General features: G+C 70.0%; 38 protein-coding genes. 7 read left to right on the top strand and 31 right to left on the bottom strand.

The genetic code is table 11. From position 1 onward, the window contains the following. Window position 1 precedes the first annotated feature (1 nt). From IH45_RS0121455 to IH45_RS0121350, 21 genes are all read right to left on the bottom strand, one after another. Window positions 2-415 carry a hypothetical protein gene (locus IH45_RS0121455; protein WP_030670637.1) on the bottom strand — a complete coding sequence of 138 codons (414 nt, stop codon included), beginning with the start codon at window positions 413-415 and terminating at the stop codon, window positions 2-4. An 11-nt stretch (window positions 416-426) separates the two neighbouring features. Beyond that, the gene (locus IH45_RS0121450; protein WP_030670635.1) at window positions 427-693 is read right to left on the bottom strand and encodes a hypothetical protein; all 267 of its coding nucleotides are present in this window, start codon (window positions 691-693) and stop codon (window positions 427-429) included. A gap of 136 nt (window positions 694-829) precedes the next feature. Next, entirely contained in the window at window positions 830-1,237 is a 408-nt protein-coding gene (locus tag IH45_RS0121440; protein WP_030670633.1) for a hypothetical protein, read from the bottom strand. A gap of 85 nt (window positions 1,238-1,322) precedes the next feature. After that, window positions 1,323-1,493 (bottom strand): hypothetical protein, encoded by a 171-nt coding sequence (locus IH45_RS1000000148840; protein ID WP_158813212.1) that lies wholly within the window; start codon window positions 1,491-1,493, stop codon window positions 1,323-1,325. A gap of 74 nt (window positions 1,494-1,567) precedes the next feature. Further along, complete coding sequence (locus IH45_RS0121430) at window positions 1,568-1,756, bottom strand: hypothetical protein (protein WP_030670631.1); 189 nt, start codon at window positions 1,754-1,756, stop codon at window positions 1,568-1,570. Between the two features lie 72 nt (window positions 1,757-1,828). Beyond that, window positions 1,829-2,023 carry a hypothetical protein gene (locus IH45_RS0121425; RefSeq protein WP_030670629.1) on the bottom strand — a complete coding sequence of 65 codons (195 nt, stop codon included), beginning with the start codon at window positions 2,021-2,023 and terminating at the stop codon, window positions 1,829-1,831. 10 nt (window positions 2,024-2,033) lie between these two features. Beyond that, entirely contained in the window at window positions 2,034-2,225 is a 192-nt protein-coding gene (locus tag IH45_RS0121420; protein WP_030670627.1) for a hypothetical protein, read from the bottom strand. Between the two features lie 8 nt (window positions 2,226-2,233). Then, window positions 2,234-2,437, bottom strand: a complete 204-nt coding sequence (locus IH45_RS0121415; RefSeq protein ID WP_030670624.1) for a hypothetical protein — start codon at window positions 2,435-2,437, stop codon at window positions 2,234-2,236. Beyond that, window positions 2,434-2,958, bottom strand: a complete 525-nt coding sequence (locus tag IH45_RS0121410) for a hypothetical protein (RefSeq protein WP_030670621.1) — start codon at window positions 2,956-2,958, stop codon at window positions 2,434-2,436. Before IH45_RS0121410 ends, IH45_RS0121415 begins: the two co-directional genes overlap by 4 nt. A gap of 242 nt (window positions 2,959-3,200) precedes the next feature. Further along, window positions 3,201-5,201, bottom strand: coding sequence for an FtsK/SpoIIIE domain-containing protein (locus tag IH45_RS01000000143870; RefSeq protein WP_158813210.1), 2,001 nt, complete (start codon window positions 5,199-5,201; stop codon window positions 3,201-3,203). A 4-nt stretch (window positions 5,202-5,205) separates the two neighbouring features. Beyond that, a complete protein-coding gene (locus tag IH45_RS0121400; protein WP_030670617.1) occupies window positions 5,206-5,808 on the bottom strand; it encodes a hypothetical protein in 603 nt (200 codons plus the stop codon). A gap of 28 nt (window positions 5,809-5,836) precedes the next feature. Continuing rightward, a complete protein-coding gene (locus tag IH45_RS0121395) occupies window positions 5,837-7,126 on the bottom strand; it encodes a hypothetical protein (protein ID WP_234440616.1) in 1,290 nt (429 codons plus the stop codon). A gap of 23 nt (window positions 7,127-7,149) precedes the next feature. Then, the gene (locus IH45_RS0121390; RefSeq protein ID WP_050515042.1) at window positions 7,150-7,617 is read right to left on the bottom strand and encodes a Pycsar system effector family protein; all 468 of its coding nucleotides are present in this window, start codon (window positions 7,615-7,617) and stop codon (window positions 7,150-7,152) included. Then, on the bottom strand, window positions 7,617-7,835 hold the full coding sequence (locus tag IH45_RS1000000150020; RefSeq protein ID WP_267885146.1) for a DNA translocase FtsK: 219 nt from the start codon (window positions 7,833-7,835) through the stop codon (window positions 7,617-7,619). Before IH45_RS1000000150020 ends, IH45_RS0121390 begins: the two co-directional genes overlap by 1 nt. After that, a complete protein-coding gene (locus IH45_RS1000000150015) occupies window positions 7,832-8,047 on the bottom strand; it encodes a hypothetical protein (RefSeq protein WP_030670605.1) in 216 nt (71 codons plus the stop codon). Before IH45_RS1000000150015 ends, IH45_RS1000000150020 begins: the two co-directional genes overlap by 4 nt. Then, window positions 8,047-8,559 carry a hypothetical protein gene (locus IH45_RS0121375; protein ID WP_030670591.1) on the bottom strand — a complete coding sequence of 171 codons (513 nt, stop codon included), beginning with the start codon at window positions 8,557-8,559 and terminating at the stop codon, window positions 8,047-8,049. The genes IH45_RS1000000150015 and IH45_RS0121375 overlap by 1 nt, the downstream gene beginning before the upstream one ends. Continuing rightward, on the bottom strand, window positions 8,559-8,825 hold the full coding sequence (locus IH45_RS0121370; RefSeq protein WP_030670589.1) for a hypothetical protein: 267 nt from the start codon (window positions 8,823-8,825) through the stop codon (window positions 8,559-8,561). The genes IH45_RS0121375 and IH45_RS0121370 overlap by 1 nt, the downstream gene beginning before the upstream one ends. Before the next feature lie 74 nt (window positions 8,826-8,899). Next, a complete protein-coding gene (locus tag IH45_RS0121365) occupies window positions 8,900-9,097 on the bottom strand; it encodes a hypothetical protein (RefSeq protein WP_030670587.1) in 198 nt (65 codons plus the stop codon). Then, window positions 9,094-9,264: a hypothetical protein gene (locus IH45_RS1000000149395; protein WP_199810700.1), complete on the bottom strand. Its 171-nt coding sequence runs from the start codon at window positions 9,262-9,264 to the stop codon at window positions 9,094-9,096. The genes IH45_RS0121365 and IH45_RS1000000149395 overlap by 4 nt, the downstream gene beginning before the upstream one ends. Next, a complete protein-coding gene (locus IH45_RS0121355) occupies window positions 9,261-9,560 on the bottom strand; it encodes a helix-turn-helix domain-containing protein (protein ID WP_107058692.1) in 300 nt (99 codons plus the stop codon). The genes IH45_RS1000000149395 and IH45_RS0121355 overlap by 4 nt, the downstream gene beginning before the upstream one ends. 167 nt (window positions 9,561-9,727) lie before the next feature. Beyond that, a complete protein-coding gene (locus IH45_RS0121350) occupies window positions 9,728-10,480 on the bottom strand; it encodes a GntR family transcriptional regulator (protein WP_158813208.1) in 753 nt (250 codons plus the stop codon). 207 nt (window positions 10,481-10,687) lie between these two features. On the opposite strand from IH45_RS0121350, the gene IH45_RS1000000145330 reads away from it, so the two are divergent. Further along, entirely contained in the window at window positions 10,688-11,164 is a 477-nt protein-coding gene (locus tag IH45_RS1000000145330; RefSeq protein WP_158813206.1) for a GIY-YIG nuclease family protein, read from the top strand. Between the two features lie 535 nt (window positions 11,165-11,699). After that, window positions 11,700-11,972, top strand: a complete 273-nt coding sequence (locus IH45_RS0121340; protein WP_158813204.1) for a hypothetical protein — start codon at window positions 11,700-11,702, stop codon at window positions 11,970-11,972. A gap of 56 nt (window positions 11,973-12,028) precedes the next feature. On the opposite strand, the gene IH45_RS1000000146705 is transcribed toward IH45_RS0121340, so the two are convergent. Together IH45_RS1000000146705 and IH45_RS0121330 are read right to left on the bottom strand one after the other, a co-directional pair. Further along, window positions 12,029-12,520 (bottom strand): hypothetical protein, encoded by a 492-nt coding sequence (locus IH45_RS1000000146705; protein WP_030670578.1) that lies wholly within the window; start codon window positions 12,518-12,520, stop codon window positions 12,029-12,031. A gap of 98 nt (window positions 12,521-12,618) precedes the next feature. Continuing rightward, window positions 12,619-13,038, bottom strand: a complete 420-nt coding sequence (locus tag IH45_RS0121330) for a hypothetical protein (RefSeq protein ID WP_030670576.1) — start codon at window positions 13,036-13,038, stop codon at window positions 12,619-12,621. A gap of 209 nt (window positions 13,039-13,247) precedes the next feature. Here IH45_RS0121330 and IH45_RS0121325 point away from each other — a divergent pair, with 209 nt between their 5' ends. From IH45_RS0121325 to IH45_RS1000000148830, 5 genes are all read left to right on the top strand, one after another. Beyond that, the gene (locus IH45_RS0121325) at window positions 13,248-14,048 is read left to right on the top strand and encodes a phage antirepressor (protein WP_078897696.1); all 801 of its coding nucleotides are present in this window, start codon (window positions 13,248-13,250) and stop codon (window positions 14,046-14,048) included. Window positions 14,049-14,269: 221 nt separating this feature from the next. Further along, on the top strand, window positions 14,270-15,049 hold the full coding sequence (locus IH45_RS0121320; RefSeq protein WP_234440615.1) for a phosphotransferase: 780 nt from the start codon (window positions 14,270-14,272) through the stop codon (window positions 15,047-15,049). Between the two features lie 37 nt (window positions 15,050-15,086). Continuing rightward, window positions 15,087-15,482, top strand: coding sequence for a hypothetical protein (locus IH45_RS0121315; protein WP_030670571.1), 396 nt, complete (start codon window positions 15,087-15,089; stop codon window positions 15,480-15,482). Window positions 15,483-15,856: 374 nt separating this feature from the next. Beyond that, entirely contained in the window at window positions 15,857-16,312 is a 456-nt protein-coding gene (locus IH45_RS1000000148835; protein WP_158813202.1) for a hypothetical protein, read from the top strand. A gap of 438 nt (window positions 16,313-16,750) precedes the next feature. Further along, on the top strand, window positions 16,751-16,942 hold the full coding sequence (locus IH45_RS1000000148830) for a hypothetical protein (RefSeq protein ID WP_030670569.1): 192 nt from the start codon (window positions 16,751-16,753) through the stop codon (window positions 16,940-16,942). Here IH45_RS1000000148830 and IH45_RS0121305 read toward each other — a convergent pair. From IH45_RS0121305 to IH45_RS1000000145325, 8 genes are read right to left on the bottom strand one after another with little or no spacing between them, the layout of a single operon-like run. Next, on the bottom strand, window positions 16,934-17,173 hold the full coding sequence (locus IH45_RS0121305; protein ID WP_030670567.1) for a hypothetical protein: 240 nt from the start codon (window positions 17,171-17,173) through the stop codon (window positions 16,934-16,936). The genes IH45_RS1000000148830 and IH45_RS0121305 overlap by 9 nt on opposite strands. After that, entirely contained in the window at window positions 17,170-17,343 is a 174-nt protein-coding gene (locus IH45_RS1000000148825; RefSeq protein ID WP_158813200.1) for a hypothetical protein, read from the bottom strand. The genes IH45_RS0121305 and IH45_RS1000000148825 overlap by 4 nt, the downstream gene beginning before the upstream one ends. Next, window positions 17,340-17,978, bottom strand: a complete 639-nt coding sequence (locus IH45_RS0121295) for a hypothetical protein (RefSeq protein WP_030670565.1) — start codon at window positions 17,976-17,978, stop codon at window positions 17,340-17,342. Before IH45_RS0121295 ends, IH45_RS1000000148825 begins: the two co-directional genes overlap by 4 nt. A 30-nt stretch (window positions 17,979-18,008) precedes the next feature. Next, window positions 18,009-19,022, bottom strand: a complete 1,014-nt coding sequence (locus tag IH45_RS0121290; RefSeq protein ID WP_050515039.1) for a methyltransferase — start codon at window positions 19,020-19,022, stop codon at window positions 18,009-18,011. An 18-nt stretch (window positions 19,023-19,040) separates the two neighbouring features. After that, the gene (locus IH45_RS0121285; RefSeq protein ID WP_030670562.1) at window positions 19,041-19,310 is read right to left on the bottom strand and encodes a hypothetical protein; all 270 of its coding nucleotides are present in this window, start codon (window positions 19,308-19,310) and stop codon (window positions 19,041-19,043) included. Beyond that, window positions 19,310-19,645, bottom strand: a complete 336-nt coding sequence (locus IH45_RS0121280) for a hypothetical protein (protein ID WP_030670560.1) — start codon at window positions 19,643-19,645, stop codon at window positions 19,310-19,312. The genes IH45_RS0121285 and IH45_RS0121280 overlap by 1 nt, the downstream gene beginning before the upstream one ends. Then, window positions 19,642-20,022, bottom strand: a complete 381-nt coding sequence (locus tag IH45_RS0121275; RefSeq protein ID WP_030670558.1) for a hypothetical protein — start codon at window positions 20,020-20,022, stop codon at window positions 19,642-19,644. Before IH45_RS0121275 ends, IH45_RS0121280 begins: the two co-directional genes overlap by 4 nt. Further along, the gene (locus tag IH45_RS1000000145325; protein WP_050515038.1) at window positions 20,022-20,642 is read right to left on the bottom strand and encodes a WhiB family transcriptional regulator; all 621 of its coding nucleotides are present in this window, start codon (window positions 20,640-20,642) and stop codon (window positions 20,022-20,024) included. Before IH45_RS1000000145325 ends, IH45_RS0121275 begins: the two co-directional genes overlap by 1 nt. Between the last annotated feature and the right edge of the window lie 7 nt (window positions 20,643-20,649).

The raw sequence follows: 20,649 nt of genomic DNA, 5'->3' as shown, positions 1-20,649 counted from the left end.
GTCATTTCTCCTTCGAGTTGATGCCGCGGAGCTTGGAGACGGCCCATCCGGCGGCGAGGACAAGGCCGATGAACGTGACGCCGATGAACGGGAGGTTGTCGCCGACGGTGCCGATGATGCCCATGAGGGTGCCGCCCATCATGACGACGATGGCGACGAGCGCGCCGGTGCATACGACGATGACGGCGAGAATCAGAAACGTGATGATGACGAGGCGCTGCAGGTCGGGCGGCAGGCCCTGCTGTACGGGCGCCTGCACGACGACCGGCGTCGGCTGCGGGGGCTGTCCGATCGTGAAGTGCACGGGCCTCCCTTCCGAGTCGTACAGGACGTTCGGGGGGCGGTGGTGGGCGGGGACGGGCAGCTGCTGCCCGCCGTACTGGTGCTGCGGGTCGGGCGGCAGCTGCGGGGACATCGGGGCTCCTTTCAGGGGCGGTTGGTGTCGGTGCTGGCGAAACGCTGGGTGAAGGCGTCGCGTCCGGGCATCGCGTCGATGGCGGCCTGGTGCGCGGTGTTGATCCAGCCGCTGAGGTGGCACACGATGCGGTCGCCGTCGGTGGTCCACGCGGGGTCGGCGCTGACGGCCTTGTACGCCTCGTCGACGGTGGCGAAGTGCGCAGTGAAACCTTCGCCCCAACCGGTGCCGCAGACGTCGCAGCGGGCCACGAAACAGGTCTCGGTGGTGACGGACACAGCCGGCTCCTTACTGCTCGTCGGTGGTGTCGTCGGTCTCGTAGGCCCACCGCATGGGGCGCAGCTGCGCCGACTCGGCGGTGTCCTGCTCCTCAGGCGTGCCTTCGTAGTCGCTCTCGGACATGGCGGTCTCCTTTCAGGCGGCGGTGGGGGCCGGGACAGCGTCGGTCAGGCGGGTCAGGTGGCCGGGGACGGCACCGAAGCGGCGGATGGTGACGGGGCCGCTGCCGAAGTCCCAGCGGAACAGGCCGGCCAGCACGTCAGACACGACCTCGCGGGCCAGCTCGCGGTGGCCCATCGCGACGTCCATGGTGGTGATGTCGAGCGGGCCGACGACGGTGACGGCGCGGTCGCCGTGGCGGCTGGCTGTCTCCTTCAGCTCGGGCACCGCGCTGGCCGGGCACTCGATCTCCAGCTCGACGGTGTATCGGCCGGGCGGGTAAACGGCGTCCCGGTCGGCGGCCTGCTGCCGCATCTGCGCCAGCAGCTGGTCCTCCTCCGGTGTGCGGGTGCTGTCGGACGGCATGCTCATGTGTACGGACACGGGTTCTCCTTCGGGTTGGCGTCGGGCGGGTTGCCCGGCGTCCTCCTCACCGCCGGTACGCGACCGGCGGATCGGGGGCGGCCGGTCAGCGCCGCCACCACGACACGCGGCGGGCGGCGTCGGCCACGGCGTCGTTCGAGGTCACGAAGTCGGCGCTGTTCGGGTCGGCGTCGGCGTGGTTGAAGCGGGCGTTGTGCTCGGTCTTCTTGGCCCGGTAGTCCTCGCGGGCCTGCTTGGCGTCGGTCTTCTTGGACATGTGCACTCCTCTCGGCACCGGGACTGTCCCGGCTCCCCTCACCGCCCGTGCGAGACGGGCGGATCGGGCAACGGTCAGGCGCGGCGGGCCCGGGAGCTGATGACGCGGGCACCGGGCTCTTCGGCCAGGGCTGCCTGCTCCACGCCGTCCAAGAGCTGATCGCCGCTCTCGTCGGGGCCTACGCCGTCGCCGCGGTAGGTGACGCGCGTGCCGTCGGACAGTTCGAGGTCCACCTCGGCCTCGTAGCGGGCGTTCTTGGGCATGTCTCCTCCTGGGTGTGGTGCGTGGATGGTGACGTTGGGCCCGCACGGGCAGGCCTTTACGGAACGGTCGGGTCAGCGCTTCTTCCGTGCCAGCAGCAGCCCGGCGCAGGCCAGGAGCATTACGAGGGCGCCGCCGCAGCCGCTCTCAGCGGCGTGCATCCGGGCGTGCTGCTCGCATTGGTCGCAGGGTTCGTTGGCGGCTCCGAAGCCCACATTCCACTTGTGGAGCTTCGCGTGCTCCTCGCAGGGGAGGCATCGCTCGGGCATGACGTTCTCCTTAGGCGTTGAGGGTCCAGCGGTCGCCGATACGGCGGATGGCGAAGCCGGGGCCGGCGAGGGTGCCGGGATGGAAGAGGATCGCCCCGCACTTCAGGTCGTCGATCTTGTTAAGGAGTTCGGTGACCTGAGCCGCGTACTCGGCGGCCTGCTTCTCGCGGCGACGTAGCTCGCGGGCGCTTCCTCGGAACATGGGTCCTCCTACAGGCGGGTGTTGGCGCGGATGGTGTTGGCGAGCCGTCCCAGCGGGACGGTGGCGGCCAGGTCGGCGGCGGCGGTCAGGCAGATGAGCAGGACCATGACAGGGCCGGGCAGACTGCTCCCGAAGATCCACAGGGCGAGGCCGAGAGCTACGGCGTGGATCACGAAGATGAGGGTGTCGACGATCGTGTGGGCCAGCCTCACGGCGCCTCCGGGCGGTGGACGGCGAAGACGCCCCCGTTGAGCAGGTACTCGCCGCTGCGGCCTGCTTCGATGACGCCGTCGGCGACCAGGCGTTGCAGCTCGGCTACGACCCAGGGGCGAGAGCGCGTCAGCCGGGGCAGGTAGGTGGTGAAGTCCTTGGGGCCGATCATTCGGCGCCCCTCTTCGGCGAACTGATGGATCAAGTCCCACATCAGTCCTCGCGCCTGGTGCTTGCCCAGCTTCGGTTCCGACTCCAGGGCGTCGGCCCTCGGCCATTCAGGCAGCGGAAGCGCTTCGGTGCGCGCGGCGTTGATGCACTCGGCAGCCGTGCTGAGGTCGAAGCTGACTTCCAGCCGGACGGGCGTGCGGCGCTCCGTCTCGTACTGGCTCTCCCCGTCGGTCACCGAGAGCCGGAGCGTCCCGATGTGCGCGTCGAGGAGGTCGGTGGCCGCCTGCAGCACCCCCGAGGCTTCCCGGGCGGTGGTCGCGGTCCAGGTGTAGCGGGGTGGACCGAAGGTCATTTCAGGCTCCTTTTTGTGGTGGTTTGTTCCTTGCTGTTCGGTGCGCTGTTCCGTCGCTGTTCCGTGGGCGGTTCTCGCGCGCGCGTTACGGATTTGAGGCGGCGCTGTTCCGTCGGCGGAACAGGACATTTGCGCTGTTCCATGAGGTCAGAGCTGTTCCGTTGGCTGTTCCGCCGCTGTTCGGTGCCTGTTCCGTGCTGCGCAGGCCCTGTTCCGCCACTGTTCCGCGCTGTTCCAGCAGGTCAGGGCCCTGTTCCGGCCCCGGCGAGGGTCTTGATGATGCGGTACACGCCGGCCTCGTCGGTGTCGGCGAGGACGCCCTGCGCCACGAGCTTGGGAAGCTCCCTGCGCACCCACGAGGAGGTCTTGCCGATCCGCGGCAACTCGGGCGTCACCTCCTTCGGCCCGAACTCCATCTGGCCGCGGGCGGCGAACTCGGCCAGCACCTCGTTGAGGGCCGCCAACGCCTGCTCGCGCGTCTTGGTGTCGCGCTGCTGCTCGCCGAAGTGCCAGTCGCGGCCGGTGTGCGGCGGCAGCTCCTGGTCGATATCGATGCGGCGGGCCACGGCGGCCTCCTCGCCGTCGCCCCACAGCGCGTCGTCCTCGGGGTCCAGGTCGGGGTCGGAGTCGTCGCCCGCGGCTGCGCTCTGGGCTGCTGCGGCATCCTCGGCGCCGGCGTAGCGGACCCGGTGGGCGTAGGCCGGACCGGCGGCCTCGGCCGTGACCTGCCCGGCGTCCGCGGGGCGCACGTTGCGGTAGGCCGCTACGGCTTTCGCCGCCACCTCCTTGTCCAGCAGGTAGGTGCGCACCGGGGTGGCGTAGCGCTGCTCGTCGATGCCGGGGCCTTCGATGTAGCAGTAGCCGGCCTTGCGGTTGCGCCACAGTTCGGGCCGGGCTCCGGCGTCGATGGTGTCATCGGACAGGGCGAAGCCGGAGTCGACGGAGCTGTTGGTGCCGAACACGGCCGCGCCGGTGATGTTGCCCCGGACGTCGGTGTCCATCGACGTGTGGGAGGAACGCTGCAGGGAGAACACCAGCGAGATGCCGGCCGAGCGGGCCTCCTGGGCAACGGGCGCCAGGTCGACGCCGTCCCGGAACAGCTTGGCGACCTCCTCGAACCAGCAGACCAGGTAGGGCATGCCGAGCTTCTCGCCCGCCTCGGGGGTCCACTGGTCGTAGCCGTGTTTGCCCAGCTCGTTCGCCCGCGCGGTGATCACATCGGGGAGGACGGCGATACCGGCCTTGCACTCCTTCATCGTCAGCAGAGCCCAGTCCGCGCCGGGCAGGATCGGCCCGAAGGTCTGCGCGCCTTTGGACGGGTCGAACAGCCACAGGCACACATCGCGGCGGGTCATCAGGTCGACGAGAATGACCCGGCCGCCCTGGGACTTTCCGGCGCCGGTCATGCCCATGAACTGGTAGTGGGCGGCGTTGCGCCCGTCCGTCTCGTCGCCGGGGAACCAGATGTCCGCGGTTCCATAGTCCTCGTACACGCCGGCCGGGACCGGGGCGTCGGCGATGCTGCCGCCGGGGCAGGACGGGCCCGGCCACGGGGTGGGTTCCTTGAGCATGTCGTCGATGACCAGCGTGTACGTGCCCTGGGAGGCGTCTTCGGGGTCGGGCTGCCAGCGCACCGCATTGGGCCGCACGCCGACCGCCGAGGCGAGGCGAGAGCCCGCCTTGGCGGCGTCTTCCTGGGTCTGGACCCCTGCGTCCAGCTGCATGGGAATGACGACCTTGTTGGGTTCGGCGCGGATCTCCTTGGCCTTGGCCCGCCCCAGCCCGATCTTCGACCAGAGGGTCTTCTCCGTCTCGTCGCCGCTTTGCTGCCGGTCGGGGTTGGTGCGCATCGTCATCTTGATCGACCAGGCGAGGGCGAGGGCCGGGCCGCCCATCAGCCAGGCGTTGACCAGCGTCGGATCGGTGGCCCCGGCGATCGTGGCGGCGGTGAACCAGCCGGTCGCCGCGCCGACGGTGACCGTGGCCTGCGCCTGCCGCTGCTTCTTCGCATCCCGGCCGACGTACCAGGTGTGCCAGGTCAGGCCGCCGGAGATGAGCGACAGCACGGCCGACGCGGTGGGCGAGCCGCCCCATTGCAGGTGCGCCAGGGCGGCGACCGGCCATTCGGCCAGCCACACCGCGAACGGCGGCGTGTGCGGGATGACCTTGCGGTTGAGGAAGGTCAGGACCGCGGGCATCTTGCCGCTGCCCTGCGGGACCTCGGTGGCCTGCTGCTGCGCCATCACGTCACGCCCCGAAGTCCATGGCCTGGCGGCTCTGAGGCTGTGGCCGCGGTCCGCCGAACTGGTTCAGCTCCGGCTCGTACTCCACTGTGTAGGTGATCCACGTCGCGGCCATGTGTGCCGACCCGGCCTGAGCTGCGTTCTTGGCCCGCTTCAGGCCGCGCGCGGTCTTGTTGGCGCGTACCCATGCGGCCGAACGGCCCTCCCCGGGACGCGGTGGCACCTTCCGCAGGGCCGTGCGCAACGTCTCCTCGGCGTAGGCGATATCGACGCTCGCGTCGCGCAATACCCGCCGGCCCCGCTCACAGAGCGCCCTCAGCCCCGAGGCGGACACCACCCCGATGTCGCCGATGCCCTGCTGGCGGCCCCACTGCCCGCCCCCGCCAGCCGCCGCAATCGGGCCGCGGCGGTTGTCGATGTGGACGTGGTACTCCTTCGTGCGGCTCTTGGTCTTGTAGGTGGTGCGGTTGCGCTTCGCCTCACGGGCCTCGGCCCGCTCGCGCGGCGAGGACTGCTTGAGTCGGGGGCGGTCCGCCCACACGCCCGGCGGCAGGAAGTTGTCCGGGGGCTGCGGAATCCGCGGAATCCGCTTTCCGTTGACGGCCATTCGATGTCTCCAAGTTCGGTGTGTGGGGTCAGGCGGCGGTCTTGAGTTCCTGATATCGGGCGCTCACCCAGCCGACGGACCAGCCGGTGAGTTCGGCGGCTTCGCGGACGCTGAGGTCGGCTTCGAAGCTTTCGTGAACGGTCTTGCGGGCTTCGTGCTCGGGGAGCTTCTGGGTGTTCACGGTCTTGGCCGGGCGGGTGTTCACGGGCCGCTTCGGTGCGGCGGCCGGGGTGGTGCGGGCAGGCTGCGCGGGGTGTTCACGGGCCGCGTCCTTGGAGCCGTTCACGGCGTTCACCGCGACGGGCTGGAGGGTGTTCACGGGGGTGTTCACGGCTTGGCGCTGTTCGCGTTCACGAGCGGTGATCGCCTGTTCAAGGAGGGCACGGTCGGTGGCGCTCAGATCGTTCACGGGCGGCTGTTCACGGGCGGGCCGCTCGCGTTCGCCGGCTTCCTGCCGTGCGTCTTCGGCGCGGGCTTTCTCCTCTTCGGCCTGCCTCTTCTGTCGTGCGGCTTCCTCGCGCCGGGTGTTCTCGGCGCGCTCCGCGGCGGCCTTGCGCTCCTCGGCGGCGAGGCGCTCACGCTCCAGGGCGAGCTGGTGTTCACGGGCCTTCTGTTCGCGGGCTTCCTCGCGCTCGGCGCGTTCACGCTCCTGCTGCGCGGCGTGTTCACGGGCCTCGCGTTCAAGCCGCACCACGTGTTCACGCTCGGCCCGTTCACGACGTTCATCGCGTTCAGCGGCTTCGCGTTCAAGGTGTTCACGGCGGGCGCGTTCACGCTCCCGTTCCTCCCGCGCGAGGCGTTCACGCTCCATGCGCTCGGCGCGTTCACGGTCTTCCTTCGCGCGCTGTTCACGGTCGATCCGGGCCTGCGCCGTGGCGATCGCCCGGCGGTAGGCGAGGGCCGCCTCCGCGTTCACGATCAGCAGGAGCGGGGCCGGCATATGAACACCCACACCGACGAGGTCACCCGCCAGCGCGGCGTCGCCGACGTTCAGTACGAGCGTCATCAGCCCGGTGATCCAGCGGAGGATGAACGGCCACACGGCCCGCTTGGGCCGGATGCCGTCCCGGGCGGCCTGAGCGTTTAGCCGGGCCAGGGCGGCGTCGAGGCGGGTGACGATGATGACCGCCGAGTCCACGACGAGCGGCAGGATCGGCGAGGTCCAGATCCAGCCGGGCGGGGTGTGCCCGGCCATGAGCGGGGTGACGGTCAGGACGCTGTAGACGACGGCGCCGATCGTGATGGTCCACGAGCCGATCGTCAGGGTGCGGTCTGCTGCCGCCACCTCGTCGGCGGTCGTCATCTTCGAGGGCCTCACGGCAGGACTCTCCTTGCGGTGGGTCAGTGGGCGGCGATCGCCAGCGCGGCGGCGGCCAGTGCGGGCACGGCGGCGAGCTTCAGCAACAACCCAGCCGTGCGAAGTCGCCGCATCTTGGCGTCGGCGATCTGCGCCAGGGTGATCAGCTCGTGGTAGGGGTCGGCGGTCACGTGCAGCGCCTGGATCAGCTCGGCGCGGGTGCAGCGGGCGTAGTGGATGAAGTTGTCGGTTCCGCTGCCGTTGAGCCGGGGCAGGACCACGTCGAGCAGCAGCCATGCGGCGGCGCCGGCGAGGAGCACGGCGAGGATCGTGGCGGTGGCGGTCGGCCAGCCGCTGCGGATCAGAGTCCCGGCGTTCGACGCGAGCGGACCGGCGACGATCGCCAGGGCGGCCAGGAGGATGCTGGCCTTCGTGTCCGTGCGGGCGATCTCGCCCTGCGTCCTCGCGATCCTCTCCTCGACGCGAGTGGGCGCGGGCTGGGTGGCGGTCATCACGCCCACCTCCGCGGCGGCCCGTCGGGTGTGACCAGCACGTCGCGGGGCAGCGAGCCTTGCGACGGCCCGACCACGCCTTCGGTCTCCAGTGCGTCGAGCACTCGGCAGGCCAGCGCGTAGCCGATGCGCAGTTTGCGCTGCAGCATGCTCGCCGAGCCGTGCTGCGTCTGGATCACCAGCTCGTGGCACAGGCCCATCAGGTCGGCGTCGATCACCGTGCCCACCTCCGCCCGGTCTCGGGCCGCATCGCGATCCACACGAGGGTGGCGGCGAGCGCGGCACCGGCAGCGAGCGGCGTCATCAGAACCCAGCCGACCGCGAAGCCGACCGCGGCGACCGCTACGAACAGGCCGCCGGTGAGGATCTGCGGGCAGGCAACGACCAGCGCGACGGTCAGGGCCATGGCAACCCAGGCGGCGGGACGCATCACGCACCCCTCGTCGCGCGGACCGCAGCGGCCAGCAGCTCGTCATCCAGACGGCGAGCCGCATCGCCCGCCTCGGCAAGGGCGTTTTCCGCGTCACGGACCCGCTGGGGCGACGCGTCGTCGCGCACGGCGGTGGCCACCTCGTTCGCCGCGTCGTTCAGAGCGAAGGTGACCGCAGCCGCTTCGCGGGCCACGCGGGCGAGTTCCGAGGCACCGGGGGCTCCGGAGGACACCCGCAGCAGGCGCCGCAGGGACTTGGTGACCCGGGAGTGTGCCTCCCAGCGGGTGTCACGGCCGGCCGACGGGTGGGCGCCTTCGCGCGCTGCGGTAACCCTGGCGTAGACGGGGCGCCGGTACTCGATCAGTTCGCCGCCGAACGCGTCGGCCGCGTCGCCGATACGCGCCAGGCGCCGAGTGTGAGCCGAGCGGGCGAACGTGGCGTACTGGATCAGGCCGGTGACCCCGGCACCCGCGATCGCCGTGGCCGCGCCGATGATGACGTCGGTGTTCATCACGCCACCCCACCCAGGTCGGCGCCGTACAGCTCGTCGGCCAGCGACGGCTCGCCAGGGTGCTGGCGGTCGTAGTCGGTGGCCTCGTCCAGCAGGCTGCGGCGCACGGCCGGGTAGGCGGCGGTCACGTAGGCGGTCACGATCTGTGCCCGGTAGGTGGCGTGCGGGTCCGGCACCAGCGTCGTGGCGCGGCGGTGGGCCATCAGGTCGGAAGTGGCGGCGGCGTCCGCGTCGGACAGGGCGGTGAAGTCGACGGTCGTAGCCATCGGAAGGACTCCTGTCGAGTCGATATGTCGATACGAGTGGGTGACCGGGCCCGGCAGTGCGGGCCCGGGAAGGGTCAGGTCAGGCCGTCAGTCGGCTCGGGCTCGTTCTCGCGGGCCGCAGAGCCGTGCTGGCGGGCGTAGGACTGGAGGGCGCGGGGCCGGTAGTCGGCGTGAACCAGGGCGAGCACAGCGGTGTCCCAGTAGCCGAGGAAGATCTCGTCGATGTCGGCGACCAGCTGCGGGTCGACCGGGCCGGGCTGCGGGGCGCTCATGACGTCTCCCGGGCCACGATCTTGAACATGTCGCCGTGCGCGCTGTACACCACGTGGACGTCCTCGCCCGCCGCGCGCAGAGCCTCGGCGTAGGCGTCGAGGATCAGGGCCGCCTTCGGGTTGCCGGCGGGCAGCTGGCGCGGAACGGACAGCTCGGCGGTGGTCATGACGTCACCGCCGCGGGCTCGGGTGAGCGGTTCAGCTCGGACTCCGGGATGCGGATCGCGCCACCGGCGCGCTGCTCATCACTGGGGAGCTGCGAGCGGTGCAGGTATTCGCGGACAGCCGACTCGGGGATGCGGAGGCCGCGCGGGCGCACCTTGCCCTGTCCGTGCCTGTGACTCCGAAGCGCGCCGCTGCGTGCCAGTCGGTAAACCGCAGTCAGCGAGAGGTTCAGAGATTCGGCTACCTCGGCGGCTCCGAGCATCCGCTCGACGGCCGATGCCCTGACGGTGTTGCTCATGCTTCTCCCTTCGCGCATGGCTGTCTCGTGGGCTCCGAACTCGGAACCGGTATAGGACCACTTAAGCAGCCCAGGCAGCTTGTGACAACCAGCGGTCTAGGACCAATTTTCCGATCAGCGAAAAGCCCCCACCGTCAGGCAGGGGCTCGCCGCGAGGTATACGCAGCTCAGGACGGGAAGGTATAGATCAGCGTGTAGCTGTCCGAGTCGAGCATCATCTCGTTGACCTCGACGGGGCGGTCTTCCGAATCGAAGGCGGTCCGCATGATGAAGACCACCGGCGTATCCATGGTGACCCCGAGGGTCTTGGCCTCGGCCGACAGCGGCAGCCTGATCTTGACCTCTTCGCGGTAGCGCGCCGGGCCGTGACCGATCTCCTCCAGCCGGGCATAGGACCCGCCGGGCCCCGTATCGCGCTCAGCGATGGCAGTTCCCTCGACGAGGTCGACCGGGTACCACGAGGTGGCCTGCCGGACCGTGCGCCCCTCCGATCGGTACACCCGGCTCCGACACCAAGCCTCCTGGCCCCTTATACCCAAGGTTCCGGCGATCCGGTCCGGCGGCGCGACCTTGCGAACCGTGACCTCTTCATCCCTGCTGCGCCCGGGAAGATCCTTATCCCAGACGGCGCGGCCGGCGCCCCAGTGCTTCTTCGAGAGCCGCTCTACGGCGTCACGCCGGATGCGCTCGAAGGAGCGCAAGTACACGCCAGATCCGCCGCGAGACTCAACGCGATCCTCTGCGCGCAGCACTCGGATGGCGTCTCTGATGGTGTTGCGCGCGGTGGTGAACTCCTCGCACAGCGCACGTTCGCTCGGCAGCTTGCGAGACTCGCTGTACACACCGGATTCGATCCGAGCGCGCAGCTCATCCGCGATCTGTTCGTAGCGCGGCTTCTTGCCCTGCGCTGGATCCGTCACAGCCATCCCTCCTCATCAGGTATACGAACGACCAAGATACCTGTCTACCTGCCCTAATCATTCGGTCGTGTACCAGACATTCAGCTCGGGCAACACAGACACCTTGACAACTGGTCCTATACCGGTGGAGCCTCCTGTTTAGGACGGCTGCACCACGTCAGCGACCGCTGACAGAGGGCGCAGCCCATGCACACCGCAGGGGGCGGTATGGCGACAGCTTCGAGCGGCACCCCGATCCAGATGTTCCAGGATCCCGAAGACTCGATCATTAGCTACTCAACCCCGTTCAAGGGCTACGTGTACGAGCGCGACCCCAAGATTCCCAACTACTGGATCGCCGTGCGCAGGAAGACCGAAGAGGAGATGCAAGCGGAGGAGGTAGCGACATGCCCGACTCGGCCGCGGAGGAGGTGCCACGCGGAAGCGAACGGCTCTGATCTTCAGCGCACCGCCCTGTACCGCCTCCGCGACGCCGCCGGTGAACTGCTCTACGTGGGAATCAGCACCAAACCACCTCAGCGCTGGAGTCAGCACGCCGTCGACAAGGTGTGGTGGCCGGAGGTCGCGGACCTCTCGCTTGAGTGGTTCGACAGCAAGTCTGAGGCCCTTGCCGCTGAAAGGCGTGCGATCCGAGCCGAGAGTCCGCGCCACAACGTCGTGCACAACCAGGCACCTATCGGCTGAACCGTGAGCAGCCCCAGTGACGCCTCCGTCCGCCCGCGCCAGCGGCGGTACCGGACCGGCGCGAGCTGACGTGATGGGGCCTGAGGGTGTTAATTCGCGGTGTTTACACCCGACCCCCTGACCACGCCGTCGCCCGCCGTGAAGGATCGGCGTCGATGAACGCACCTCACCGACCGGTATCGGCCATCTTCAACCCTGGGCTCCTGCAGCGCTTTCTACGTCCGCCCGGCCGCCAGCGCCACCCGCGCCGAGAGGAAGCCGCAGGTGGGCCGCACGGCCTGGACCTGCGGGTTAACGCACTTCGAAGTGCGTTGGGCGGCGCGAGACCCCACTTTTCTCAAAGCTTTGTGTAACGCCCCATAGCTTGTTTCGCCCCCGTTCTCCCGGTGTCTTGTTCCCGTGCCGGTAGGTTCGATCCATCGGTGGCCATCGCCGCCGCAGCACAACGGCCGGGGTGTCCTACCACCCCGGCCGCCGAGACCAGCGGCTGCAACCGCTGGTCAAGAAGCCCGAACTCTCACGAAGGGACTTCGTCATGAAGTCTACGAGTAACCCGCTGCCCTCGACTCCTCCTCCCCCCTCCCCCGCCCACCTGATGACCGCCCCACTGCCGGAGCTACTGGCAGAGCTGCACGTGGACGCGGTTGATGCGGGGACCGATATCCCGGGGTTCGCGGGTCTTATGGCGCCCACCGGCGACGGCGGCCTGGTCCTGCTGATGCCCTCCGATCCGGACCCGGTGGTGTCGGATCTGTTGGTGCGGGGGCTTGTCGGCAAGGCGTTCGGGGTGGCGCTGACTCCGGCCTGATCGCGACCTGATCGTAGAGAAGTCCCGCCGGTTCGCCCGGCGGGACTTCTCTACGATCAGAGATCCAGCAGCACCCACAGCCGTCGCCCGTCGGGGGCGTTGTCGGTGCCGCAGCTGGAGGCGCCGAGTTTGGCGAGGCGGGGCAGGACGGTGTCGTCGGGCGCGGGTCCGGGCTGGTGGCTGAGCACAAGCACAAGGGCCTGTTCATGTTGGTCGGCGAGATGGAGACTGACGCGCCGACCGCCGTCGCCGACCGCGGCTTTCACCATGAGGGTAACCATGGCTCCGACCGCATCACCGTCCGGTCGGTACCCCCACTGTTGAAGCTGCCGGATGACGCGCTTGCGCGCCCCGGTCGGCGCCCATGGCTGAGATTCCAGCGGCCAGTTGACACCGCGCCGGTTGGCCATGCTCACCCGTTGCCGGGCCGCGGGCACCGGGGCGGTCTTCGGTTCGTTGGGGCGCGGCGGCTCCACCGGACGTTTTGGTGGGGGTGGCGTCTTCGGCGGGTAGTCGGGCCGGTGTTCGGCATTCAGCGGCGGCGCCACGGCGGCCTCCCGTGCAGAGCGATGCGACACGACGACCGTACCCCTGCGAGCAGTTCGGGGGACTTGCTCCGTCCAGGGTTCCGCCTGCGGGCGCAGCGTCACACCCCCAGCGCGCCGCGCCGTTTCAGGTCGTCGACGACGCGGCGAGTGATCTCCCGGATTTCGGCTGCGGTGAGGGTGTCGGAGACGGTGACGACGGCGTGCGTAATCACCCGTCCAAGGTCCTGTTCATCGAGCCCTTGAACCGAGCCCTCCCACTTCGGGGCGGCGGACGCCAATGTCGGTTCGCCGCCGTTGAGGATGTCGCGGCAGGAGCCAGACGCCCATCCGAGGGCGTGGTCGACCTTGCTATAGGTCACATCCCGGACGGCCTCTCCAGCTTCCACCTTCGCGTAGGTGGTGACCGTGGTCTCCGCGGCGCGCGCCGCCTCGATCTTCGTTATGCGCAGCTCGACGCGGCGCTCGCGCACCAGCCGGGCGAGCCGCTGACACGTCGCCCTGTCTGTAGTGGTGGTCATACCGAAAGGATGCCAGAACCTACGAAGAACAGGAAGGTCCAGAAAGTTTTTACTAGAAACGCCTAGTTACATGCTGCCGTTCGGAGTAGCTTCTAGTAGCGGAACTGGCCGTAGCACGCCTGACCGACCTGAGATGCCGTGCGCCCGGATGCCGCCGGACGCACGGCCAGTGCACAACTCCCGCACCCATCGAGAAGAGGAGTTGGACCATGTCCATGGTCCCATCCCTAAGCGCCCCCATGGCGTTCACCTTCCCCGAGACCGCGCAGCAGGTGCGGTCGATGTTGATCGACGGCGAGCCGTGGTTCGTCGGCAAGGACGCTTGCGATGTCGTGGGCATCAGCAAGTACCGCGACGCCCTCGCTCAGCTCGACGAAGACGAGAGGGTGTCCGCGGCCGTGGACACCCCTGGCGGAGCCCAGCGAATGGTCCTCGTGTCCGAACCGGGCGTGTACGCACTGATGCTGATCTCGCGCTCGCCCCGAGTGAAGCCTTTCCGCCGCTGGGTCACGCACGAGGTGATCCCGCAGATCCGGAAGACCGGCCGCTACGAGCAGACGCCCGCTCCCCCTCGGGAGATGACGAAGCTGGAGGCGCTTCAAGCGGCGCTGGAGTCGGAGCAGGGCAAGCTCGCCGCCGAGGCCCGCGTCAAGGAGCTGGAGGCCCCGGCCGCGGCGTGGAACGTCCTCGCCGACGCGTCAGGCGACTACTGCCTCCGTGACGCCGCCTTCATCCTGAACCGCGACCCCGCGATCTCGACGGGGCAGCACCGGCTGATGAAGTCGATCCGGGAGCTGGACATGGTCGACCGCAAGGGCGTGCCCTACGCGAAGCACACCGCGCACCTGAAGGAACGCATCCAGACCTACCGCGACCCGCGCACCGACGAGGTGAAGCTCGCCCGGCCCCAGATCCGCATCACCGTTCGCGGCCTGCAGTACTTGCACGGCAAGCTCGGCGGGGTCGCTCCGCTGCGGTACGACCAGCCGGAGCTGGGTCCGGCGGCCTGACGCTCCTGTGCGCGCCGCGTGCGCCGTCGCTTCTCCGGCTGTGCGCGAGCACCCTCAGAACGGACGGAGGGAGTGCGTCATGGCGGAGTGCGAGCACGATTGGGTTCCGTGGAGCGGCGCGCAGCGGTGTCGGCGGTGTGGCGCCACGCAGCGGTAGCTTGCTCGTTGAGCATGTGAGGGGTCGCTCCTGCGGCCCCTCTTCTCGTCGCGAGGGGGCCGTGGTGCCGCGTACTGCTTGGGGAGACCTGCCGTCGGAGACTCGCGCGGTGGTGGAGGCGCACACCGGCCCGGTCGACGCCGTGCGGGAGGTCGCGGACGGCTTGACGTGCCGGACCGCGGCCGTGCTCAAGGCCGGCTCGGGCCAGGTGTTCGTGAAGGGCGCGCCGGCCGATGATGCGAGGGCGCGGGCCGGCCAGGCGATGGAGGCCGCGGTGAACGCGGCGACGCGCGGCGTGGGGCCGCGGCTGCTGTGGCAGGTAGTCGCCGGGGGCTGGGACCTGCTGGGCTTCGAGTACGTCGAGGGTCGGCACGCGGACCTGGCGGCCGGCTCGGGGGACCTGGCCCTGGTGGCTGATGTCCTGCGGGCGGCTCAGGCCGTCCGGGCGCCAGCGGGCGTGCCGTCGTTCGCCGACCGGTTCGTCGGCGTCCTGTCTCCCGAGCGGCTGGAGCTGCTGCGCGGCGACACCCTGCTGCACACCGACACGAACCCCCACAACCTCCTCGTCGGCGATGACCGGGTGTGGATCGTGGACTGGGCGATGCCTGCGGCCGGTCCGGCGTGGGTGGACGTCGCGTACACGACGGTGCGGTTGATGGAGGCCGACTGCCCGCCGCGCGAGGCGCTGGCGTGGGCGGCGCAGTTCCCGAGCTGGACGGCGGCCGACCCGCGCGCCGTGGAGGCGTTCGTGGCGGGCACCTGCCGCCTGTGGGAGCGGCAGATCGGGGCCCGCGGGGCACGGCCGAGCAACGCCCGCTTCACCGCCCTGGCCGTCGCCGCGTGAGCATAGAATCTCCCCATTGCCCCGAAAGGATCCGATCATGCGCCCGCAGCGTTTCCAGAACTTCGTCGTCGACGTGCTGAAGAACGGCGGCGCGTCCCGCGTGCAGCTGCTTTCCGAGGCGGGCGACAGCCGGCACCCCTACGGTGTGGCGGTGGCGGGCCCGGGGGGCGAGTCGCGCTGGCAGATCATCGGCCAGCTGGCGTCCGGCACGCGCCACGACGACCCGGACACGCCCGTGGAGGGCCAGCCCGCGCCGGCCGTCGAGCCGCAGGCGGGCGACAACGCGGAGGGCTGGCTGGCGGCGGTCCTGTCGGGCGCGGAGTCGCCGGAGATCGAGCGGATCGAGCGGTGGTCGACGCGCGAGGGGCAGACGAGCCAGGGCGTGACCGTGTGCTTCCACAACACGGCGAAGGTGTTCCTGCGGAAGATCTGAGCCAGCACAGCAAAGAGCCCCCGCCTCGGCGGGGGCTTCGTCGTGCGTCGAGGGCCCCGTGCCGCCGTCATGGGTCTCCGCTTTCACGACCGTCCGTCGGCAGTCCAGCGAGCTGAAGAGTATGACTGCCGCGCACTTAAGCTGACACTAAAAAGGTTGCCAGTTAGATGACACCCCCGGATGATCTATGCATCGGCAGCTCGGGAGGGTCCGGCCTCTTCTTATTGCTGGGCGCGTGACGGGCGAGGATTTTCAGAGGGTAGGACGGTGATCCGGTATCGAACCACTGCCTTCTGATTCGAAAATCCCGCGTCTTCTTCGGTTTTGACGAGCCTTGCATGAGCGCAAGAATCCGACTACAAGGAGCGTATTACGTGAATCGCAATACCCTGCGCACGTCCGCAGCAACCGTGATGGCGGCGGTCGCCTTCGGCGTCGCTGCGCCTGCCGCGACCGCCGCAGAAGCCCCCAGCACCCCTGCGGCTCAGTCGACGCTCAGCGCCCCTCACGCGCGACAGCTGCTGGCATCGCCTGAGATATCCGCGGAGCTTGGCGCAGAGGGGCGAGCTGCTGTCGCGGCGGTCGCTGCTGGCACGGCTTCTGCCGCCGAGGAGCGTGGAGCCGCCAGTAGTGCGGGCAAGGCCCTCATTGCCCTCATCAAGAAGCAGGGGGGAGCGTTCTTCAAGAAGGCCGTCAGTGCCGCCAAGGGGGGCGCCGCATCTTTCAAGAGGTGGGCCGAAAACCTGCCGTGGTACCACCCGGTGCGACTTCTCGTAGCTGCTAGCGGCGCAGATGTGATCGACTGGGTCATCAGGCAGATAACCGGCTGACTTCAGTTCACGCCATGACGAATTCGCGTGTGAGTACTGCTCATGGGCCCAAGTCGGTAGAAGCCAACCTGTGGGGTTCGGCTCTGGTGTTCTCCTGCCTGTGTCTGCTGTCACGGGTGGGTCGGACGGCTGCGCTTTTCGACTGGCTCGACAACAGCACTGTCGTCCTCTACCTGCTCGGATGGGTCGGCCCAGTCGCCGCCCTCGCTGCGTGCATCGCCAGGAGGCGCAAACCGTGGCCCGGGGCCGTGATTCCCGTAGCAGTACACGCCGCTTCGGGGCTGGTCTACGCGACAATCGGGTGGAACTGACCATCCCGTCCGCACCCGCCGCTTTCCGGAGCAATGCAGAAGGCCCCCACCCGGCGGTCGCCGGGTGGGGGCTCTTTCGTTACTCATGGCTGCGTAACCGGCCGACTCCCGGCCCCGTTCTCTCACCGTGACCGATGACGACCTGGCCGCCCTGCACGCCCTGCTGGACACGGACGACCCGCGCCTGCCGCTGGTCACGGCGGGTGAGGCGCGGGCCGCGGTGGCACTGCTGGCCGAGGTGGGCCGGGGCGAGGACGGGGTGGCGGCGCTGGCCCGCCGGTGGTCGGCGAACGTGGCGCGACGGCTCGCGTCAGGCTGACCGGCGGGTGCGGTCGATGGCCCGGCACTCCAGGGCATCCGCCTCGTAGTCGATGACCGCTGCGGCGCTGTCGAGGTCGCATTCGGGGTCGTCGGCGAGGGTGCGGCAGGATGCGGCGATGGCCCGCAGCAGCGCCACCACCGCGTCACAGCCGAGGTACGGCTGCCCGTCCGTACCGGTCACGATGGGCAGGCGCATCGCGGCCGGCCGGACGGGGTCGTCGTCGGTCACGTCTCGCCTCCACCCCGCCGTACCTGGTTGAGTACAGCCTGGCTGCGCGCCAGGTTCTCGTCGGTCCTCTTCAGGGTCCTTCGGGTGCGGCGGTTGATCCGCCACGCCAGAAGCGACATGACCAGAGCGGCGAGGCTCAGAACGAGCGCGGCGAATCCTGGGACGCTCACGCGGCGCTCCTTTCGGCCCGGTCGGCGAGCGGCAGGTCGAAAAGGTCAGCGTGCCCGTACTGGGTACCGCAGGTGCGGCACTTCTCGCCGGGGGTGGAGACGGTGAACGGGAGGGTCGCGCCACAGCCGCACAGGACACGGACTTTGCGTTCCGCTTGTTCGCCGGTGACCATGCGGGCGGCGTGGCTGTGAAGGGCGCGGAGTTCACGGTGCAGATCGGCAACGGCGGGGAACGACGCGTAGACCCACGGGGCGTTGGCGGTCAGGAAGCTGACTACTCCGGCGAGGGTTTGTCGCAGGTCGCCCCGGAACACCGCTGCCGTGTAGCCGAGTTCGTCCCGCACTGCAGCCTCCCAGTCGGCGAGGACGGTCACCAGCCCGCCGCGGGCCCGCAGATCCAGCACGTGCAGCGAGCACGGCAGCGGCGCGCCGCGCGTTCCGGATACGCGCCCGTCGCCCCGCCCCGGGCCCGGCTCGAGGAGGTCGCCGAGCTGGTCGTACAGGCCCGGCAGGGCGCTGAGCATCGCGGTGCCGCGGTCCTGGCAGATGCGGCACGCGAGACGGTCCCACTCGTCATCGCGAAGACCGCGCATGCAAATCGTGCAAACTGGGTTGACGGCGTCGCGGTCGTGCATGGCGGTCTCCTTGCGTTCGTGCGGGCGGGGTCAGGAGGCTTCGTCGAGGAGGTCGAACAAGGTGGGTTGGCCGTGCGGGCCAGCGGACACCGGCAGGTCGGTGACCACGGGCTTCGGCGCTGCGCGTTGTTGGGCGCGTTCCAGAGCTCGGGCTACGGCGTCGAAGGCCGCGGTGGCCTTGCGCAAGCTGTCAACGATCTCGCGTGCGATGGCCGCCGGATCACCGAAGTCCTCGGGCCCGGAGACAGGCTGCTCGTGCGTCGGCCACACCAGCGGCCGGACGGCGGCGCTGCGCGTGGCGGGAATGGCCACGAGGATGGTGCCCACCCCGGTGCCGGATTCGGCGAACGCCTTCTCCGGCAGCATCTCGGCCTGTCCGCCGCGCTGTTCGACGAGGTTGCGAAAGGCCGCGGCGGCGCCTTTCTGGTAGCTGACCGCCTGGGACATGACGGCGACGAGCAGGCCGTCCGGCTTCAGGAACCGCAGCGCGTGCTGGACGTGCTCGACGTCGGCGCCGCGGGTGAACGGCGGGTTCATCACCACCCGGTCGTAGACCGGCTCCGGCGCCACGGTCAGGAAGTCGGCGACCCGCACGGTGCGGGCCGCGCCGGTGTCGGCGAGGACGGCTGCGTACCCGGGGTCGCGCTCGATGCAGTCGACCACAGCCCCGCGCGCCGCTGCTGCGCTGGCGATGGCGCCGGAGCCGGCCGACGGCTCCAGCACCTCCATGTCCGGACGCAGGTCCGCCGCCGCGAGCAGCCGGTCGACGACCGCGGCGGGCGTGGGGAAGTACTGCGCGTCGTTGCGTTTCTCCCGCAGCGTCACGACCTCACCGGTGGCGAGCACCGGGGCTACGGCCTCGGCCGCATCCACCGGGAACACGTGAGCTCCCGCCTGCTTCGTCCACCGGCCGCCGACAGCCTCCAGGACCTCGTTGATCCGGCCGTACAGCTTGGGGTCCATGCGCGGCCCGGCGAGCACCAGCCGCGGGCCGTCAACGGCGGCGCTGGCCAGGCTGTGCAGGATGTCGTCGGCGACTTTCACTTGCTCTCCTCGATCGGGTCAGGGGCGGGTGATGTGCAGGCGGCGCCGTCCGCCGCCGGGCACCTGGTCGGCGACGACGTGAAATCCGGCGGCCCGCAGCTCGGCCGTGTACTGCTCCAGGCAGGCTTCCTCGCCGGGCCCGTCGTGGAAGACGTTGACCTGACGGCGGCCGGACTGGACGGCCCGGTAGCCGGGATCCCAGCCGTAGTCCGGGTCGTACTCGGACGGCCCGTAGCCGCCGTCGGCGAGGACGGTGGCGACGTCGCGGGCGCGGATCACGCGGGGCATCAGGCGGCCTCCTTCGGCGACGGCCCCGCAGCCTGGTGGCAGGGGCAGATGCACGGCGCCTCGCAGAACTTGCAGCGGGCCGGGCGCTTGGCCCCCGCCAGGCCGGTCATGGACTGGCAGTAGCCGTGCTCGCCGTGCAGGCAGCCGGTCGACAGGTACGTGTGGCCTCCCTGGCCCTCTGGCGGCCTCTCGGCGCCCCGGACGGGTTCAGCCCCGTCTGGCGACTCCGGGGCCGCCTCGCGGGCGCTCAGGGCCTGCCGGGCCCGTTCCAGCTCGGCGTACAGCGCGTCGAGCTGGTCGTCATTGATCTGCGAGGCGTTCGGGCGAGTAGTCACCGGTCGTCTCCTTCGGTGCGCTGTGCGGGCAGGCGTCCGAGGCGGGTGCCGGACGGGATGGGCAGCGGCGTCCACAGGCGGGTGACGGTGAACTCGTCGATCCAGGCGTCGGCGTCGAGGCGCTGGCGCCACGTGCCGTGCAGGTGCAGGCGGGTGCCGACCGCCAGCGCGTGCACGTAGCTGACGGCGAGGTTGGTGTGCTCGTCGCGCAGCACCACGTGGTGCACGTCCGTGCCGCCGTAGCGGCCCTCGGGTGTCCAGCGCTTCACCGACAGCCGGAAGCGCAGCTCCGGCACCGTGTCGTCACCCCGGACCAGGTACGGGCGCTGGACGGCCGAGACAGTTCCGGTCAGCGTGCGGGGGCGGGTGTCGGGCATCAGGCGGCCTCCCCGAACTCACGCTGCGCCGCGGGCAGCAGGCCGACAGCCTGTGCCGCCGCGACGAGTCCGGCTTCGTCGGTCCGCAGGCGCCTGCGGATCCGGTACAGGTAGGTGGCGACGGTCTTGCGCTGGAGGCGGAAGCGGCGGCCGATCGCCGCACGGTCCATGCCTGCGGCGAACGCCTCCAGGATCTTCTGCTCCTGCTCGGGCAGGCGGGGCGGCCACACGGTGCCCAGTGCGGCATCCCGTTCCCGGTTGCGCCGCCGCATGGCGCTGCGTGCCGCGTTCCGGCATGCCGGGCACGGGCCGTCGGGGTCGTAGCGGCGGTGCCACTGGGCACCCGCCTCGGTGCCGCACACGGGCCGGATGTCCTCCGGCTCCGGCTCGGTCTCAGGCGGGCAGCCGGCCGCGGTGCGCTCGACAGTGGTCTCGGCACCCCATACGCCGGCGGCGCGGTGCTCGCGCGCCCACTGGCGGCAGGCGAGCATCAGCGGGCAGTCCAGGCACAGGTCGACGGCAGCGTCGTCGCTGGAGTGGAAACGAGCAGGCTGCAGTGCGCACGGTGTACGGGCGGTGGTCCCGGCGAGGAAGTCGGGGTGGGTGATCGGGGTAGCCATGGCGGGG

The organism is Streptomyces rimosus subsp. rimosus (assembly GCF_000720725.1).
GTDB lineage: Bacteria > Actinomycetota > Actinomycetes > Streptomycetales > Streptomycetaceae > Streptomyces > Streptomyces rimosus_A.
The sequence above is the reverse complement of the archived record's forward strand: the minus strand, read 5'-3'. Positions and strand labels throughout refer to the sequence as shown.

Bases quoted from the DNA above. Each gene is read 5' to 3' on its own strand.
- IH45_RS0121455 (WP_030670637.1), bottom strand. From the start codon at position 415: ATGTCCCCGCAGCTGCCGCCCGACCCGCAGCACCAGTACGGCGGGCAG.
- IH45_RS1000000148840 (WP_158813212.1), bottom strand. From the start codon at position 1,493: ATGTCCAAGAAGACCGACGCCAAGCAGGCCCGCGAGGACTACCGGGCC.
- IH45_RS0121430 (WP_030670631.1), bottom strand. From the start codon at position 1,756: ATGCCCAAGAACGCCCGCTACGAGGCCGAGGTGGACCTCGAACTGTCC.
- IH45_RS0121425 (WP_030670629.1), bottom strand. From the start codon at position 2,023: ATGCCCGAGCGATGCCTCCCCTGCGAGGAGCACGCGAAGCTCCACAAG.
- IH45_RS0121420 (WP_030670627.1), bottom strand. From the start codon at position 2,225: ATGTTCCGAGGAAGCGCCCGCGAGCTACGTCGCCGCGAGAAGCAGGCC.
- IH45_RS0121410 (WP_030670621.1), bottom strand. From the start codon at position 2,958: ATGACCTTCGGTCCACCCCGCTACACCTGGACCGCGACCACCGCCCGG.
- IH45_RS01000000143870 (WP_158813210.1), bottom strand. From the start codon at position 5,201: ATGGCGCAGCAGCAGGCCACCGAGGTCCCGCAGGGCAGCGGCAAGATG.
- IH45_RS0121400 (WP_030670617.1), bottom strand. From the start codon at position 5,808: ATGGCCGTCAACGGAAAGCGGATTCCGCGGATTCCGCAGCCCCCGGAC.
- IH45_RS0121390 (WP_050515042.1), bottom strand. From the start codon at position 7,617: ATGACCGCCACCCAGCCCGCGCCCACTCGCGTCGAGGAGAGGATCGCG.
- IH45_RS1000000150015 (WP_030670605.1), bottom strand. From the start codon at position 8,047: ATGCGTCCCGCCGCCTGGGTTGCCATGGCCCTGACCGTCGCGCTGGTC.
- IH45_RS0121375 (WP_030670591.1), bottom strand. From the start codon at position 8,559: ATGAACACCGACGTCATCATCGGCGCGGCCACGGCGATCGCGGGTGCC.
- IH45_RS0121370 (WP_030670589.1), bottom strand. From the start codon at position 8,825: ATGGCTACGACCGTCGACTTCACCGCCCTGTCCGACGCGGACGCCGCC.
- IH45_RS0121365 (WP_030670587.1), bottom strand. From the start codon at position 9,097: ATGAGCGCCCCGCAGCCCGGCCCGGTCGACCCGCAGCTGGTCGCCGAC.
- IH45_RS1000000149395 (WP_199810700.1), bottom strand. From the start codon at position 9,264: ATGACCACCGCCGAGCTGTCCGTTCCGCGCCAGCTGCCCGCCGGCAAC.
- IH45_RS0121355 (WP_107058692.1), bottom strand. From the start codon at position 9,560: ATGAGCAACACCGTCAGGGCATCGGCCGTCGAGCGGATGCTCGGAGCC.
- IH45_RS1000000145330 (WP_158813206.1), top strand. From the start codon at position 10,688: ATGGCGACAGCTTCGAGCGGCACCCCGATCCAGATGTTCCAGGATCCC.
- IH45_RS0121340 (WP_158813204.1), top strand. From the start codon at position 11,700: ATGAAGTCTACGAGTAACCCGCTGCCCTCGACTCCTCCTCCCCCCTCC.
- IH45_RS0121330 (WP_030670576.1), bottom strand. From the start codon at position 13,038: ATGACCACCACTACAGACAGGGCGACGTGTCAGCGGCTCGCCCGGCTG.
- IH45_RS0121325 (WP_078897696.1), top strand. From the start codon at position 13,248: ATGTCCATGGTCCCATCCCTAAGCGCCCCCATGGCGTTCACCTTCCCC.
- IH45_RS0121315 (WP_030670571.1), top strand. From the start codon at position 15,087: ATGCGCCCGCAGCGTTTCCAGAACTTCGTCGTCGACGTGCTGAAGAAC.
- IH45_RS0121295 (WP_030670565.1), bottom strand. From the start codon at position 17,978: ATGCACGACCGCGACGCCGTCAACCCAGTTTGCACGATTTGCATGCGC.
- IH45_RS0121285 (WP_030670562.1), bottom strand. From the start codon at position 19,310: ATGCCCCGCGTGATCCGCGCCCGCGACGTCGCCACCGTCCTCGCCGAC.
- IH45_RS0121275 (WP_030670558.1), bottom strand. From the start codon at position 20,022: ATGCCCGACACCCGCCCCCGCACGCTGACCGGAACTGTCTCGGCCGTC.
- IH45_RS1000000145325 (WP_050515038.1), bottom strand. From the start codon at position 20,642: ATGGCTACCCCGATCACCCACCCCGACTTCCTCGCCGGGACCACCGCC.